Source organism: Desulforhopalus singaporensis (genome assembly GCF_900104445.1).
Taxonomy (GTDB): domain Bacteria; phylum Desulfobacterota; class Desulfobulbia; order Desulfobulbales; family Desulfocapsaceae; genus Desulforhopalus_A; species Desulforhopalus_A singaporensis.
Map to the genome: position 1 here is coordinate 125,191 of NZ_FNJI01000006.1, position 15,259 is coordinate 140,449.

General features: G+C 53.0%; 11 protein-coding genes. 10 read left to right on the forward strand and 1 reads right to left on the reverse strand.

The window, feature by feature from the left end:
- From argS to secA, 3 genes are all read left to right on the forward strand, one after another.
- A complete protein-coding gene (gene argS / locus BLQ17_RS05705; protein WP_092220688.1) occupies positions 1 to 1,659 on the forward strand; it encodes an arginine--tRNA ligase in 1,659 nt (552 codons plus the stop codon).
- Between the two features lie 15 nt (positions 1,660 to 1,674).
- A complete protein-coding gene (locus tag BLQ17_RS05710) occupies positions 1,675 to 1,923 on the forward strand; it encodes a hypothetical protein (RefSeq protein ID WP_092220690.1) in 249 nt (82 codons plus the stop codon).
- Positions 1,924 to 2,011: 88 nt separating this feature from the next.
- Positions 2,012 to 4,564, forward strand: a complete 2,553-nt coding sequence (gene secA, locus BLQ17_RS05715) for a preprotein translocase subunit SecA (RefSeq protein ID WP_092220692.1) — start codon at positions 2,012 to 2,014, stop codon at positions 4,562 to 4,564.
- A gap of 73 nt (positions 4,565 to 4,637) precedes the next feature.
- Here secA and cls read toward each other — a convergent pair whose 3' ends face one another.
- Positions 4,638 to 6,143 (reverse strand): cardiolipin synthase, encoded by a 1,506-nt coding sequence (cls, locus tag BLQ17_RS05720; RefSeq protein WP_092220694.1) that lies wholly within the window; start codon positions 6,141 to 6,143, stop codon positions 4,638 to 4,640.
- A gap of 332 nt (positions 6,144 to 6,475) precedes the next feature.
- Here cls and argJ point away from each other — a divergent pair, with 332 nt between their 5' ends.
- The 7 genes from argJ to BLQ17_RS05755 all read left to right on the forward strand — a co-directional run bounded on the left by argJ (position 6,476) and on the right by BLQ17_RS05755 (position 15,255).
- Positions 6,476 to 7,657: a bifunctional glutamate N-acetyltransferase/amino-acid acetyltransferase ArgJ gene (argJ, locus tag BLQ17_RS05725; RefSeq protein ID WP_092220696.1), complete on the forward strand. Its 1,182-nt coding sequence runs from the start codon at positions 6,476 to 6,478 to the stop codon at positions 7,655 to 7,657.
- 79 nt (positions 7,658 to 7,736) lie between these two features.
- Positions 7,737 to 9,008 carry a valine--pyruvate transaminase gene (locus tag BLQ17_RS05730; protein WP_092220698.1) on the forward strand — a complete coding sequence of 424 codons (1,272 nt, stop codon included), beginning with the start codon at positions 7,737 to 7,739 and terminating at the stop codon, positions 9,006 to 9,008.
- A gap of 59 nt (positions 9,009 to 9,067) precedes the next feature.
- Positions 9,068 to 10,840, forward strand: a complete 1,773-nt coding sequence (locus tag BLQ17_RS05735) for an MORN repeat-containing protein (RefSeq protein ID WP_143005444.1) — start codon at positions 9,068 to 9,070, stop codon at positions 10,838 to 10,840.
- A 53-nt stretch (positions 10,841 to 10,893) separates the two neighbouring features.
- On the forward strand, positions 10,894 to 11,346 hold the full coding sequence (locus tag BLQ17_RS05740; RefSeq protein ID WP_092220702.1) for a DUF4177 domain-containing protein: 453 nt from the start codon (positions 10,894 to 10,896) through the stop codon (positions 11,344 to 11,346).
- Between the two features lie 17 nt (positions 11,347 to 11,363).
- Positions 11,364 to 12,563: a M20 metallopeptidase family protein gene (locus BLQ17_RS05745; protein WP_092220703.1), complete on the forward strand. Its 1,200-nt coding sequence runs from the start codon at positions 11,364 to 11,366 to the stop codon at positions 12,561 to 12,563.
- Positions 12,560 to 13,717, forward strand: coding sequence for a carboxylate-amine ligase (locus BLQ17_RS05750; RefSeq protein ID WP_092220704.1), 1,158 nt, complete (start codon positions 12,560 to 12,562; stop codon positions 13,715 to 13,717). The genes BLQ17_RS05745 and BLQ17_RS05750 overlap by 4 nt, the downstream gene beginning before the upstream one ends.
- Complete coding sequence (locus BLQ17_RS05755) at positions 13,714 to 15,255, forward strand: gamma-glutamyltransferase family protein (protein ID WP_092220706.1); 1,542 nt, start codon at positions 13,714 to 13,716, stop codon at positions 15,253 to 15,255. The genes BLQ17_RS05750 and BLQ17_RS05755 overlap by 4 nt, the downstream gene beginning before the upstream one ends.
- Positions 15,256 to 15,259: the final 4 nt, after the last annotated feature.

Consider the following 15,259-nt stretch of genomic DNA (forward strand, 5'->3'; position numbering starts at 1 on the left):
ATGATTCGCAAAGAACTGAAAAGAATCCTCGAAGATTGTTTCGAGCAGGGTGTGGCCGACGGGCTGTGGACGGAAAAGGGTGCCGGTAAATTCACCGTAGAGCTCCCAAAGCATGAGGGACAGGGAGATTTTTCCACCAACTTTGCGTTGGTCCTGGCCGGTATTGAAAAAAAGAATCCCAGGGAGATCGCGTCACAGCTGACGACAAAACTGACTGCTGACAAAGCTCTCATAGAGCGCGTAGAGGTGGCCGGGCCTGGTTTTGTCAACATCTTTGTCAATCATGATGCCTGGCGTGCGGTCATTCCCGCGATAATGTCCCGGGGTGAAATGTTCGGCAGGAGCAACGTCGGCAACGGGAGAAGAGTGATGGTCGAGTTCGTCAGCGCCAACCCGACGGGGCCTCTGAGCATCGGTCACGGTCGTCAGGCCATTCTGGGCGACTCCATAGCGCGGCTGCTTGATGCGACCGGGCACGACGTGTTCCGGGAGTACTACTATAACGACGCCGGACGCCAGATGCGGGTGCTCGGAGAATCGACCCGTGCCCGCTATCTTGAACTGCTGGGGGAGGATGCTGTTTTTCCTGAAGATGGATATCAGGGTGAGTATATTCTTGAAATAGCTCAGGAACTGCGCAATGAACACGGTGCGGACCTGAAGGATCATGAACCGGTGGATCCTTTCAAGAAAAAAGCGGAACAGTATATTTTTAACGATATCGCGAACACCCTCGCGAGGATGGACATCAAGTTTGACAATTACTTCAATGAACATTCGCTTTATGAGGACGGTCATATAGACGATGTGGTGAGTAAACTGCGTGAACAGGGGTACGTTTACGAAAAAGACGATGCCGTCTGGTTCAAAACGACCGAATTCGGGCACGAGCAGGACCGGGTTATTATCAAGAGCAGCGGGGAACCGACCTACAGATTGCCGGACATTGCATATCACCGTGAAAAGTTCAAACGAAACTTTGACTGGCTGATTGATATCTTCGGTTCCGATCATATCGCCACCGTCCCCGATGTACTCGCCGGAGTGAAGGCGCTGGGGTATGATCCGGACAAGGTGACGGTTGTGCTGCACCAGTTTGTGACCCTTACAAGGGATGGCAAGCAGGTGAAAATGTCTACCCGGAAAGCCAATTTCGTAACCGTGGACGAGTTGCTTGACGAAGTAGGAGTTGACCCGGTACGGTTTTTCTTCATGATGCGCAAAGCCGACAGCCAGCTGGAATTTGACTTGGCGCTCGCAACCAGGGAGAGCCAGGAAAATCCTGTGTATTACGTGCAGTATGGTTATGCCCGGCTCTGTGCAATCCTGCGTCAGGCCGAGGAAAAAAATGTGCAGCTGGAACCGTTTGACCAGATCGATGCCACACTTCTCAAGGAACCCGAAGAGCTGAAGCTGCTGCAGACCATGTCCGGTTTTCCCGCGGTGATCGAGAATTCGGCGCTGGAGTTGGCGCCGCATAAAGTTATCTTCTATCTTTTGGAGCTTGCCGGACAATTACACAGCTATTACAACAAACACAAGGTGTTGTCCGACGATCCTGCATTGTCAAAGGCACGACTCTGTCTTATCGTAGCTCTGCAGATTGTACTGAAGAACGGACTTGACATCATCGGCTTGAGTGCACCTGAACGGATGTGATTCTGCTGGTATGAGATGGTAACAAAGCGTAAGCCCAAGAAAAAAAAACTGAAGTTCGAGCTTTCCGTCACCGCGGTCGGTGGGATAGGTATTGTGGTTTTTTGCATATTCCTGTGGATGTTTCTGCTCGGAGTATGGGTTGGCCAGTCGCTTCTTCTGCCCTCTTACGAAGCTGATATACACAGCAGCGCCGCCGGGGATGCCTCCTCTTTTGTGCAGGTGATTCAGGCAGAAAAAAAAGCAATTAAAACAACCAAACAGTAACCGGCAGTCCGTCTCTTTCTGCAACCAGAAAGGCTGTCGGAGGTTTTAAAGACGGTTTACAACCCAATTTAGCGATACGGCTCTCATAATGATTAATAAAATACTGACAAAAGTTTTCGGCAGCAGCAATGACAGATACCTCAGGCAGCTCAGGCCGCTGATTTCAAGGATAAACGATCTGGAAAAAGAGATCGGGGTCATGGGCGACGGCGACCTGAAGGCGAAGACTGTTGAGTTCAAGGAAAGAATTGCCAAAGGCGAGTCGTTGGACGACCTTTTGCCGGAAGCGTTTGCCGTAGTACGGGAGGCTGGAAAACGGGTGCTTGGGGAGCGTCATTACGATGTGCAACTGGTGGGCGGCATCGTATTGCACCAGGGCAGGATCGCTGAAATGAAGACAGGTGAGGGCAAGACCCTCACTTCCACCCTGCCGGTATACCTCAACGGGCTTGGTGGGCGTGGAGTGCATGTGGTAACGGTGAACGACTATCTTGCCAAGCGCGACAGCGAATGGATGGGGGAGGTGTATAACTTTCTCGGGATGAGCTGTGGCAAAATTGTCCACGGTCTCGATGACAGGGAACGAAAAGATGCCTATGGTGCGGATATCACCTACGGAACCAATAATGAGTTCGGCTTCGATTATCTCCGGGACAACATGAAGTTTGAAAAGGCAGATTTCTGTCAGAGAGACTTCAATTTCGCCATAGTCGATGAGGTGGACTCAATCCTTATCGACGAGGCACGTACCCCTCTTATCATTTCCGGTCCGGCCGATATCTCGACCGACCTGTATGTCAACGTCGATCGCACCATCCCACAGTTCAAGAACGATCTTCACTACACCGTCGATGAAAAATCGCGGCAGGTCTCGCTGACTGACGAAGGTGTAGCGCTTGGCGAAAAACTGCTCAACGTCGACAACCTCTACGACCCCGCCAATATAGAGAAACTCCACCATCTCAACCAGGCGCTCAAGGCGCATGTCATCTTTAAAAAGGATGTGGACTATATAGTCCATAACAACCAGGTGGTAATTGTCGACGAATTTACCGGCAGGACCATGGAGGGAAGACGCTTCAGCGACGGTCTCCACCAGGCGCTTGAGGCCAAGGAAAAAGTGACCATCGAAAAGGAAAACCAGACCCTTGCCTCGATCACTTTCCAGAACTATTTCCGGATGTATGAAAAACTTGCGGGAATGACCGGTACGGCGGATACCGAAGCCGCTGAATTCAAGAAGATCTATGATCTCGATGTGGTGGTGATGCCGACCAATCAGCCGATGGTTAGGGATGATTATGCCGATGTCATTTACAAGAACGAGGCGGCAAAATATCGTGCGGTCATCAAGGAGATTCTTGAAATGCACAATTCCGGCCGGCCGGTGCTGGTCGGTACCATCTCCATCGACGTGTCGGAAAAGATCTCGAAACTGCTCAAAAAGGAAAAACTGGCCCACGAAGTGCTTAACGCAAAGCACCATGAACGGGAAGCTGAAATCATTGCCGGCGCCGGTCAGCTGGGCAGGGTGACCATTGCCACCAACATGGCCGGGCGCGGTACCGACATCAAGCTCGGGGAAGGGGTTGTTGAGGCGGGAGGTCTCCATATCCTCGGGACTTCGCGGCATGAATCCAGGAGGATAGATAATCAGCTTCGCGGACGTGCAGGGCGTCAGGGGGATCCGGGATCTTCTCGTTTTTTCCTGTCGCTGGAGGATGATCTGCTGCGCATTTTCGGTTCCGACCGCATTACCGGGATAATGGACAAGCTTGGCATGGAGGAAGACGAACCTATTGAACACAGCATGATTTCCCGGGCAATTGAAAATGCCCAGAGAAAGGTAGAAGGACATAACTTCGATATCAGAAAACATCTGCTGGAATATGACGATGTCATGAACAAGCAGCGGGAAATCATCTATCAGCAGCGAAGAGACGTGCTTGCCGGCGAAAGTGTTGCCGAGGTGATACAGGATATGTTCGACGAGCTCGTAGATGAGGTCGCGCAAGAGTTCTACCAGGACCGGATCGATGCAAAAGAGTGGGACTGGGACGGATTTTCAGCAAGGATGGGGGAACTCTTCCATCATGTGCCGGACTGGAGCGAGGAGGAAAGGACCGGCCTCAAGGCCGATACCTTCAGAGAGAAGATTCACGACTTTGTCACCGAAAAATACCGACAGCAGGATGACACGAACGGCGCCGAAACCCAGCGTCAGCTGGAGAAGCTGATCCTGCTCCAGATCGTCGACAGCCACTGGAAAGATCACCTGCTTTCCATGGATCACTTAAAGGAAGGAATCGGGCTTCGCGGCTACGGACAGAAGAATCCGCTCAACGAATACAAAAGAGAGGGGTTCGAGCTCTTCGGCTCCATGATCCACACGGTCAAGGCTCAGACCGTGTCAAGCCTGATGCGTGTACGGATAGTGCATGAAGACGAGGTCGAGCGGCTCGAGCAGGAGCGGCGCCGAAAGCAGGAGGAGGAAAGTAGGCGGATGAGCCAGCTGGGGGCGGACGGCAGGGACGGGGAGTCGCAGCCGATAGTCAGGACAGGGGAAAAGATCGGTCGTAATGCCCCCTGTCCCTGCGGGTCGGGGAAAAAATATAAACGCTGTTGCGGCAAAGAGAACTGATTGTTTCTGTGCGCGGGGGAGGGGGCAGTTTCACTCCATGTGGCCAGAAGACGGTTGTCGCCTGTTGTTCGGGTTACAGCAGCGGTGAAATAAGAAGCAGCAGGTTCTCCTTGAACTTTTCCACTTTTGTTCGCTGCCTGAACTGTTTCAGGTCAAGAAGAGTGGATTCTGCGAGATAGCCCTGCTGGATCGATTTCAGTTCCCGGGTGAATGTTCTGCAATAGATGAACAGGGTTGCCTCGAAGTTGAGCCAGAAACTTCTCATGTCGAGATTGACCGATCCAAACAGGGACAGGTCGCCGTCGACGGTTACGCTCTTCGAGTGAAGCAGGCCGCCGTAAAAGAGGTAGATGGAAACTCCCGAGGCTGCAAGATCTTCATATCGTGCTCTGCTTGCATACTTGACAAGCACCGAGTCGTTGTCTCTGGGAAGGATTATCTTGACATCAACCCCACGCTGAGCCGCCGCTTTCAGGGCCGCAAGCAGAGGTTCGTCGGGAATGAAATAGGGTGTCGTCAGGATCAGTTCCTTGCGTGCTCCGTAGATGGTGGTGAGGAGCAGGTGGTGAATAGCCTCGGGAACGAACCCGGGACCCGAGGGAACAAGCTGTACCGCGCTCTGTCCGACCATGGGACAGGGATGCATATCGCCAGCCTGGCGCACCGAGTCGATGTCTTTTAGCAGCAGTTCCGAGTTCAGTGCCGTCTCCTCGGTTTCCAGGAACCAGTCGCTGATAAAGGTTCCCGCAAGACTTTCCACCACCGGTCCTTCCGCCTTGACCATCACGTCTATCCATTTTCCAACGCCGGAATCAAGTTTGAACACCTCTGGATCAACCATGTTCTGGCTGCCGGTATAGGCGACTTCCCCGTCGATTACCACTATTTTCCTGTGGTTTCTGATGTCAATCCTGGAAAAGAAGACGTTGATAATGCCGGCGGGAAGAGATTCCTCGATTTTGATGCCGGCGTTTCTCATCTGTTTAGCTTTTTCGCTTTTTAAAAATTTCCTGCTGCCTATGGAGTCCAGCAGTATCCTGCAGGTTACTCCCCTGCCGGCGGCCCTGATCAGGGCCTGGGCAACCTGTTCCACATTACCGCCTTCCTCCCAGATGTAGAATTGCAGGTGGCAGCTGGTGTGCGCGTTGTCGATACTGTGGGTTATGGAGGTTATAATGTTGTTGGGATTGGTTATGAGGGTAAGTTTGTTTCCCGACATTGCCGGAATCCCGACAAGGGTCTCCGCCTGTCTCTGCAGGGGCATGCATGTCGGGTTGAGGCTGTGCCAGGAGACCGGAGCTCTTGTTTTCAGGTTCTGCAACCAGCTCATATAGGTTTTGTAAGAGACCTTGGCCCGGGCCATCCGCTTCTCGGGCAGCCTGTTTTCGCCAAACAGCAGATAGGCGCCCCCGCCGATAAAAGGCACCAGAAGGATAACGATGAGCCAGGCAAAGGAGACGCCGTAGGGCCGTTTTCGCATGATGACCCTTACCGAGAGGGTTATCCTGATAAAAAAGTCGGCTAGGAGTACGAGGGTTGAAAAAAGGCTGTATCCCCAGTTGATTTGGTTTATTTCCATGTTGGTATGAGAATTGGCTGTACTGTGAAACAGTAGATAATATTACTTGCTGAGCCTTGTCCTGCTCCGGTTCCGCCTTGTACCCCGGACTCTTCTCCGAGAATATCTCCGGTCAATGCGGTTTTTTTCGGGAAAAATGACAGCCTCAATGGTTGCTGCAATACGGCTCTAAAAGTATCATAACATCATTTATAACTGGTAGATCTATTTTAACTTTTTTGCTATCTTCCATGAAGGTAGATTATTCGCTTACATCCGGAAGCCCGTCGGTTAGCCTGCTACGGCAAATCTCCGCAGGTCGGTTCCGGATAAACATCATAAAAGGAAATATTATGAAGGGATTTACGTTTTCTGCGGTGAAAGCCGGAGTGCGATACAAGGACAGGCTCGATGTCGGGTTGATCTGTTCCGACACCCCCTGTGTAACGGCCGGGGTCTTTACCACCAGCCAGGTCAAGGCCGCACCGGTTGTGATTGACCAGGGACGGCTTGCAAACGGTACGGCCCAGGCAATCCTGGTCAACAGCGGCTGTGCCAATGCATGTACCGGGGATGAGGGGGTTGAAGCCGCGCTCGCGTGCAGTAGGCTGGTTGCTGAACAGATGAAGGTGGATGAAGAGAATGTGTTGCTTTCCTCCACCGGGGTAATCGGCGAACAGTTGAATGTCAGAGCTTTTGAAGATAGCATAAAAGAACTTGTCTCCAGCCTGTCTGCCGATAATTTCGAGCTGGTGGCAAGGGCTATCATGACCACCGACACGTTCCCTAAAGTTGCCGCAAAAACCATCACTATAGATGGCCGGCCGGTTGAGATAAGGGGTATGGCCAAAGGGGCCGGCATGATCATGCCCAACATGGCCACCATGCTCGCCTTTGTGTTTACCGATGCCGATATATCATCGGCGCAGCTGCAACAGGCTCTGAGTGCGGCAAACGAAAGAACGTTTAATCGGATCACCGTCGACGGCGACACCTCCACCAACGACATGGTTGTCGTCATGGCGAACGGAACTGCTCGGAACCGGGTAATCGATGGAACAGGCGATGAAGCCGACTGTAATGCTTTTAGCGCAGGCCTTGAGGCTGTCCTGAAGGATCTGGCGCTGCAGATTGTGAGTGACGGAGAGGGTGCGACCAAAACCATTACCATCAGCGTACGCGGAGCCAACAGCGATGAAGATGCGGAAAAGCTCGGTCGAACCGTGGCGACCTCAAGTCTGGTGAAGACCGCATTTTTCGGTGAGGATGCCAACTGGGGAAGAATTCTCGCGGCCATGGGCCGGGCGGGAGTGGTTTTTCCCCCGGAGAAAGTCGATCTGTCTTTCGGCGACGTGCAACTTGTGAAAAATGGGTTGGGGCTCGGCAGAGAGGCGGAAGAAAAGGCCACGGCGGTACTGAAAGAAAAATGTTTCACCATCGGTATCGACTTGCAGGACGGCGATGGGGGCGCTGAACTGTATACTTGTGATTTTTCACTTGATTATGTGAAAATCAACGCCGATTACCGTTCTTGAGATTGATGATTGTCCCGCACCATGGTGAACAAGGTGCGGGAAACTCGAAGCTACGCTTAACAACAGCAGAAAATTTATAATGGAATTTAGTACGTTTGGCCGCAAACTGACCTGTGATGCGGGGATACTGTCTCTGATGGAGGACCTGGGCAGGGCAAAAGAAAAATATGGCGATGATCTGGTGATGATGGGGGGAGGCAATCCCGGTCAGATTGCTGAGTTCCAGGAACTCATGCGCGGCCATCTCAGCGAGATTTGCAGCGATCCTGCAGAGTTTGGCGAGCTGGTGGGCAGTTACAGTCCGCCTTATGGCAACCGGGAGTTTGTCACCAGCCTGTCGTCGCTGTTTACCGGTGAGTTCGGGTGGAATGTCGGTCCGGACAACATCTGCCTGACCAACGGAAGCCAGACCGGGTTTTTTATGCTGTTCAACCTCCTTGCCGGAAAAATGAGCGATGGGAGCGTGAAAAAAATATGTTTGCCCATGGCCCCGGAATATATCGGCTACGCCGATCTTGGCCTGGAACAGGATCTTTTCGTTTCCAACCGGCCGAACATAGAAATAATAGACGACTGGTTTTTCAAGTATCGTGTCGATTTTGAAAACCTCCATATCGACCACACCATTGGCGCCATCTGCATTTCAAGACCGACCAATCCTACCGGAAATGTCATTGACGACAATGAGATGCAAAAGCTTATGGCAAGGGCCGAGCGATGCAATATCCCGATAATAATCGACAGTGCTTACGGTGCGCCGTTTCCCGGAATGATCTATACCGAGGCGACCCCGGTCTGGAACGAGAATCTGATCCTGAGTCTTTCTCTTTCAAAACTCGGTCTGCCTGCGGTGAGGACCGGGATAGTCATAGCCAGTAAGGAGATTATCGCAGCCCTTACCGCAATGAACGCGATCATGTCACTGTCGCCTACCAATTTCGGCGCCCATCTGGCTAACAGGCTGGTAGCCGACGGCACCATCATTGAGGTAAGCAAGTCGGTAATGCAGCCGTTTTACAGGTCGAAAATGAAAAAGGCGGTAGCGGCGGTGAAGGAAAATTTTGGCGATCTGCCCTGCAGAATGCATGTGCCAGAAGGGGCAATGTTTTTGTGGCTCTGGTTCGAGGGACTACCGATAACCAGCCTGGAATTGTACCAGCGGCTCAAGGAGGAAGGAGCCCTTGTTGTTTCCGGGCACTATTTTTTCCCGGGCCTTGTCGAAGAGTGGCCGCACAAGGATCAATGTCTGAGGGTGACCTATTCCCAGGATGACGGTGATGTGCAAAAGGGGCTGAGGATTATCGCCGAGACAGTGCGCAGGGTCTATGCGGAGGAGAAAAAAGACGATTAGCCCGTATTTTCAAGAAATATTCAGATCTGCAGCTTGAACGGTTTGTATTGGAGGAAGTTTTGAATCTTACAAGATATGTCGGTAGTGTGATGCTGTCTCTTGCCGCTGTGGCGGTTTGGGCCTCCAATTCTCCAGGGGGATGTGTCAAGGGGGATTGTCAAAATGGTGTGGGGACCTATATTTCTGATGATGGCAGAGAGTACATCGGTCAATTCAAGCAGGGGCTGTTGAGCGGCCGTGGGACTCTGAGGTTTCCCGACGGCACCGTTTATGAGGGTGATTTGTGTGACGGCAAGTTTCACGGCCGGGGGCGGCTTACAGGCAGCGACGGCAGGGTCTACGAAGGACAGTTCAAGGATAATGTTATCCATGGTACCGGGACAATGAACCTGTCTGATGGTGCCAGGTATGTTGGTGAGTTCAGCTTTGGCAGGTTTCACGGCAAGGGGGAGCTCTATTTCTCGGACGGACGTAAATATACCGGTGACTTCAGGAACAGTTTTATTGACGGCAAAGGCCGGCTCGATTTTGGTGACGGCAGTTATCATGCAGGCATGTTCCACAACGGAAAACCGGCGGGGTTTGGAGAGCACCGTTACAGCGACGGTTCATTTTATGAAGGAGAGTTTGCCGGGGAAATGCGTCATGGTTACGGAAAATACAGGAGGCCTGACGGAGAACGGTATCAGGGAATGTTCGAAGAGGACAGGTACCACGGTGACGGTAAGCTGACATACCCCGATGGTCGTGTCTATGACGGTGAATTCCGTTATGGCGAGTGCCAGGGTATGGGGGTATTGCAGTATCCCGACGGTTCAAGGTATTCGGGAACCTTTACCGGTGGTCTGCCGGGTGGTCAGGGAACCATGGAATATCCTGATACATCTGTATATACAGGCGGATTTGTTGCGGGCCAAAGAATCGGCCAGGGCGAATTGCGCTATGCCGACGGTACGGTCTATACAGGCGAATTCGCCGACGACCGGATTTATGGCCAGGGCACCATGGCATACAGTGATGGACGGAAATATACCGGTTTTTTTGAAAACGGCCTGCCAAAAAGAGTCGGGCCCCGGGGTGGGCAGCAGACAGTCGCCTTAGGCAATAGTGCCGTGATGGCGAGCCCGCCTGCTGCAGAGGCTGTTTTAGAAAAAGAATCCGCAGGCGGGGGCCAGTCTTTTGGCAGCGGCCAGGATAAAAAACCGACCGGGTTTTTCCCGGTCAAAGACGGGCTGGTGTACGATGCCGCAGGCAACCTGCCTTTTACCGGCAGCGCGATGGTTGGTTTTGATGACGGCAGGGTTTATGACGGCGGTTTTCTCTCCGGGAAAATGGACGGTGAGGGTGTTCTCAAATTCACCAACGGAGATATCTATCGTGGCGAGATGTCTCAGGGAGAAATCAACGGATACGGGATCTATCTCCATGGCGACGGCAGGGAGTATGAAGGGTATTTCAAACAGGGGAAGAAGCACGGTCAGGGAAGGTTTGTCTATCCGGATGGAACGAAATACCGCGGGACTTTCAAAAACGATCTGTTTTCCGGTCAAGGGGAATATCGTTTTGCCGACGGGAGCTTGTACAACGGTAATTTCAGGAACGGATTCTTCAACGGCAAAGGTGAACTCTGGTATAACGACGGAGGACATTATTCAGGGGAGTTCAAGGATGACCTGCTCCATGGGTACGGCGTGCTGAAGTCTGCGGATGGTTCTCTTTTCAAGGGAGAGTTCAAATACGGGCGCAGGGACGGCAAAGGTTCTCTGATCCTGGCCGACGGGAGTTTATACAAGGGTATTTTCCGTAACGACCGGTTGGTGGAAGAACAATGAAAAAGACGGAAATATTCTGCTTTAATAATAAAAGAGCGATGAGGTAAACCAGAATGCGCTGGGGGTATAAGACGGTACATTATGAGCTGAAAAAAGAGGGGCTTCTGGGGTCCGCTTTCCTTGACGAAGCGGAGGTTGAGATGTCGCTTAACGAATACGGCAGGGCCGGATGGGAACTTGTGTCCATGCTTGAAACTCTGGATGGACTGATCGCCGTGTTCAAGCAGCCCCTTGGTGTCGGGGTGAGCAGGGACAATGATTTTAGCCAGGTGCTGTCAATTTCCGGTCGAGACGATGAAGTCGACAGCAGTAGTCCGGGCGAGGAAGAAGACGACAATGATTCCGGCGAGGATGAGAAGCACATTGAATCGGAGCTTGTTGAAGAAAAGGAGCAGGTTGGTGAGCAACCTGTTGCTTTGACCGGTGATGAACAGACGGTCCGGCTGCTTCGTACAAAAGATGAACCTACAGCCAAGAGCGATATAGGTTCGATCCGGATTGAGTAGCCTGCTGGTGAAATGGTATGGAACAAAGACGGCAACTGGTGGTGGACGACAGACTTTTCGAGTGGATGCGTGATATCCGACGGACCATTCACCAACAGCCCGAGTTGAGCTTTCAGGAACATGATACCTCGCTTTACATTCAGAAAAAATTAAAGGAGCTGTCCATCCCTTTCGTCAGCGGATGGGGCGGTACCGGGGTTGTCGGCACCCTGGGAGGCGGGGAGTGTGGCGGGGGGGCGGATCATCACGTCGGCCTGCGCGCCGACATGGATGCTTTGCCGGTCAAGGAGTTGAACCATATCGACTACGCCTCGAAGAATCCGGGAGTGATGCACGCATGCGGCCATGACGGCCATGTCGCCATGCTCCTGGGTGCCGCTGCCCTTTTGTCCAAAATCAATCCTTGCGGTCGCATCTCGCTGATCTTTCAACCCGCGGAAGAATACGGCAACGGTGCCCATAAAATCATTGAGGAAGGAGCCCTCGACGATTCTTTGCAGGCTGTGTTCGCCGGACATATTGATACTCATTATGATACCGGGACGATTACCGTTGACGAAGGAATAATCTGTTCCTTTGCCGATCCGTTCAGAATTACCCTCAAAGGATCGTCCGGCCATGCGGCAAGGCCCCATGAAACCAGGGACGCGATAGTTGCAGGGTGCTATCTGGTCACTGCGCTGCAGACCATTGTCTCAAGAGAGACTGATCCCAATCGTGCCGGGGTGGTGAGTGTCGGGTGTTTCAACGGCGGCAGCGGGCATAACATCATCGGGGATACGGCGGTGCTGGAGGGGACGGTACGGAGTTCTCATCCTCAGGTGCGCAGCGATATCCTTGATGGAATTAACAGGGTTATGGACAGCATCGGCAAGCTGTTCAGGGTCGATGCAAAACTCGACTTCCTGCCTGGTCTGCCGGCTGTTATCAATTCAAAAACAGCAACTGACGTTGCCCGGGCGGCAGCGGTTGCGGTGGTGGGACACGAGGGGGTCATCTCCCAGGGACAGCCCAGTCTGGGGGCCGAGGATTTTTCGTTTTATCAGCAGATCGCCGACGGTTGTATGGTGCGTTTTGGTGCAAGTCCGGGGGCAGAGGCGAGTCCGGCCCACTGCGGCACTTTCAATTTTGACGAGAAGGTTCTGGCTGTTGGTGCCAGCTGGCTCGCAACGGTTGCCCTCAGATGGCTTGGTGAATATGGGGAGCACAGCCCGTGAAAAAAACAGAACAGGGGGGGCTGCCGCTACCCGATGATGGACCATCGCATCGTTTTGCCATCAGTCCCAGGTACACCCTTGGTGTTGAAATCGAGTTCCAGACCCTTGATATGAAATCATGGGACCTGGCGCCAATGGCGCCGATTCTTTTGCAAAACGCCCCATCACTGCTGCGTCCGAGGCTTTCCCCCGAATTTATCCAGTCGATTCTTGAAATTCGAACCGGAGTCTGTTTTTCTCTGCATGACGTGGAAAATGATCTGATGCAGACTATCAGCCTGGCAGAAGAACTGGCCGTAGATAATGGTTGTCGGCTCTTTTCGGCAAGTCTTCATCCCTTTGCCAGTCACAGCGACCAGCTGCTGACCACCAATAAGCGGTATGCGCAGATAATGGATCAACTGCAGATAGTAGGGAGAAGATTTATCGCCCAGGGGCTTCATGTGCATGTTGGAATGCCAGATGGAGACACGGCGGTTAGAGTCAACAACAAAATCCAGGCCTATCTGCCGATCCTGTTATCGCTGTCCACCTCTTCACCGTTTTCCCAGAGCGAGGACACCGGACTTATGTCATATCGGACCAAACTGTTTGAAGCGCTTCCGCTCGCGGGGATCTATACCTACCTTGCAGGCTGGGCCGACCTGGTACGTGAACTGGATCTGCTCAAAGCTGCCGGGGTGATCAACTCGTTTAAGGATCTGTGGTGGGATGCCAGGCCCAACCCGGAGTTTGGTACAGTGGAAATCAGAATATGCGATCTGCCGTTCAGATTCAACGATATCCTGGCGATTACCGCCTTGATACAGGCTCTTGCGGCTACGTTGGCCGAACAGCGTGAACCTGCCGCCCCTCTTGATCATTACATACTGCAGGCCAATAAGTGGCAGGCGGCAAGATATGGGCTTGACGGAGAGTTTCTCGACCCATCCGGTTGGCTTGGCGGGCGACGAATGTCGTTTCGAAGCGCTGTGGTGGCCCTGCTGAGAACAGTGATCCCGATGACGGTGAGGCTGGGGTCGGAGCGATACGCGGGGTTGGTGGAACCGATTTTGAGCAACGGGACCGGTGCCGATTACATGCGAAAGAAATTTACAGAAACTGGTAACCTCAAAGAGGTTATTCGATCTCTTCAGGGGGAGTTCTGGAAGTGAGCCGATATACGAAATCGATAGTGGCCTCCGGACACGCCGAAGTGAGCAGGGCGGCCGGAACGATACTGGAGGAAGGGGGGAATGCTTTTGATGCCGTTGTTGCCGCCGGTTTTGCCTCGGCGGTGGTTGAGCCCGCCCTGACAAGCCTTGGCGGCGGCGGGTTGCTGGTGGGCAGAAGCGAGGAACGAGGGAAAAATGTCTTCTTTGATTTTTTCGTTGATTCACCCGGCAGGGGGAGAAAACCTGATCGCCCGCCTGACGATTTTTTTGCGGTAACCGTTCAATTTTCCGGATCATCCCAGGACTTTAACGTGGGGTGTGGTTCGGTTGCCGTACCCGGAACCCTGAAAGGACTGCTGCACACCCATCGTCGGCTGGGACGGATGGGGTTGGGGGATGTGATCGCTCCGGCCGCAGAACTTGCCAGAAGCCATCTGCTCAACGAGCAGCAGGGACATTTTCTTCAGCTGCTCAGACCCATCATGACGCTGTCTGCAAGAGGGCGCGCCATCTATGAACCCGGAGGGAAATACCTGCAACCGGGGGACCGGTTGTGCAACCCGGAGATCGCCTCTTTTCTCGACCAGCTCGCGACTGAAGGGGATGACAGTTTTTATCGCGGTGAAATCGCAGGCAAAATCGATGCGGAAATGCGCGACAGGGGTGGGTGGCTCAGCTACGAGGATCTTGCCTCCTACAAGGTGCGGGAGAGAAAAGCCTTGAACATACCGTACCGAAACGGTGTGTTGGTGACCCCCGGCGAACCTTCCATGGGAGGTACGCTTATCGGACTCTCTTTGAGCCTAATGGCTGAAATAAAGGTCAAAGACGAGTTGTGGGGAACCGGACTCCAACTGGTAAACAGTGTCGGTCTGATGAACGAGGTGGAACGGTTGCGAAAGCGTGGCATTACCAGTTTTGAAGCGCTGATCGGGTTTATGGAACAAGGGAAGCTGAAAAAAAAATCCATGAACAATATACGGCTTTTTAGTCGGGGGACGACCCATGTATCGGTGGCCGACAGACATGGAAACTGTGCCAGTATGACCTGTTCCAACGGTGAAGGATCCGGCTATTTCGCCCCGACAACAGGGATCATGATCAACAACATGATGGGCGAAGACGATCTCCATCCGGAAGGTTTCCATCTCATGGCGCCGGGGAAAAGAGTCTACTCCATGATGTCGCCATCCCTGTTTATGGAAGGTGACCGTGTCCGGCTTGTTATCGGCAGCGGCGGCTCCAAGCGCATCCGTACCGCGATAACCCAGGTTTTAAGCCAGGTGGTCGACTTTGACCTCCCGTTGCAACGCGCGGTGGATAGTCCGCGACTGTATCTTGACGAGGGATTGCTGCAGATTGAACCGGGATTTGACAGCCAGGCGCTGGACCAGCTCGAAAACTTCGTACCGGTCAACAGGTGGACGCAGCGCGATGTCTATTTCGGCGGGGTGCACGCAGTAATCCCGGGAGTAGAGGGCGCCGGTGATCCCCGGCGGGGCGGGGCGGTCGTGGTCGTCAACCACCCCGCTGCGTAACAAG

Bases quoted from the DNA above. Each gene is read 5' to 3' on its own strand.
- argS (WP_092220688.1), top strand. From the start codon at position 1: ATGATTCGCAAAGAACTGAAAAGAATCCTCGAAGATTGTTTCGAGCAG.
- BLQ17_RS05710 (WP_092220690.1), top strand. From the start codon at position 1,675: ATGGTAACAAAGCGTAAGCCCAAGAAAAAAAAACTGAAGTTCGAGCTT.
- secA (WP_092220692.1), top strand. From the start codon at position 2,012: ATGATTAATAAAATACTGACAAAAGTTTTCGGCAGCAGCAATGACAGA.
- cls (WP_092220694.1), bottom strand. From the start codon at position 6,143: ATGGAAATAAACCAAATCAACTGGGGATACAGCCTTTTTTCAACCCTC.
- argJ (WP_092220696.1), top strand. From the start codon at position 6,476: ATGAAGGGATTTACGTTTTCTGCGGTGAAAGCCGGAGTGCGATACAAG.
- BLQ17_RS05730 (WP_092220698.1), top strand. From the start codon at position 7,737: ATGGAATTTAGTACGTTTGGCCGCAAACTGACCTGTGATGCGGGGATA.
- BLQ17_RS05740 (WP_092220702.1), top strand. From the start codon at position 10,894: ATGCGCTGGGGGTATAAGACGGTACATTATGAGCTGAAAAAAGAGGGG.
- BLQ17_RS05745 (WP_092220703.1), top strand. From the start codon at position 11,364: ATGGAACAAAGACGGCAACTGGTGGTGGACGACAGACTTTTCGAGTGG.